Source organism: Pseudomonas sp. HY2-MNA-CIBAN-0224 (assembly GCF_040310285.1).
Classification (GTDB): Bacteria; Pseudomonadota; Gammaproteobacteria; order Pseudomonadales; family Pseudomonadaceae; genus Aquipseudomonas; species Aquipseudomonas helleri.
The window spans coordinates 1-258 of record NZ_JBEOPQ010000679.1 but is presented as its reverse complement, the minus strand read 5'-3'; the positions used below and the strand labels follow the sequence as shown (position 1 = coordinate 258).

General features: G+C 46.1%; 1 pseudogene. It reads left to right on the top strand.

The annotated features are described in order from the left end of the window. A pseudogene (locus AAEZ03_RS28035) lies at positions 1-258 on the top strand (efflux transporter periplasmic adaptor subunit); the annotation flags it as partial.

Here is a 258-nt window from a genome sequence, read left to right as displayed (position 1 = left end):
CGGTTCGTATTAACGCGCAAATCTCTGAAGCGGACGTTATTAATGTCCAAGCGGGTTTGCCCGTCTACTTTAATATCATTGGTAATCCTGATCAAAAATTTGACTCTGTCCTCAAGGCGATTGAACCCGCCCCTGAGAGTATCAGTGACACCAGCTCAACGGACGCGGCTATTTATTATGTCGGTTATATTGAAGTGCCCAATACCGATCGCCGTTTCCGTATCGACATGACCGCGCAGGTTTATATCGTTATTGATC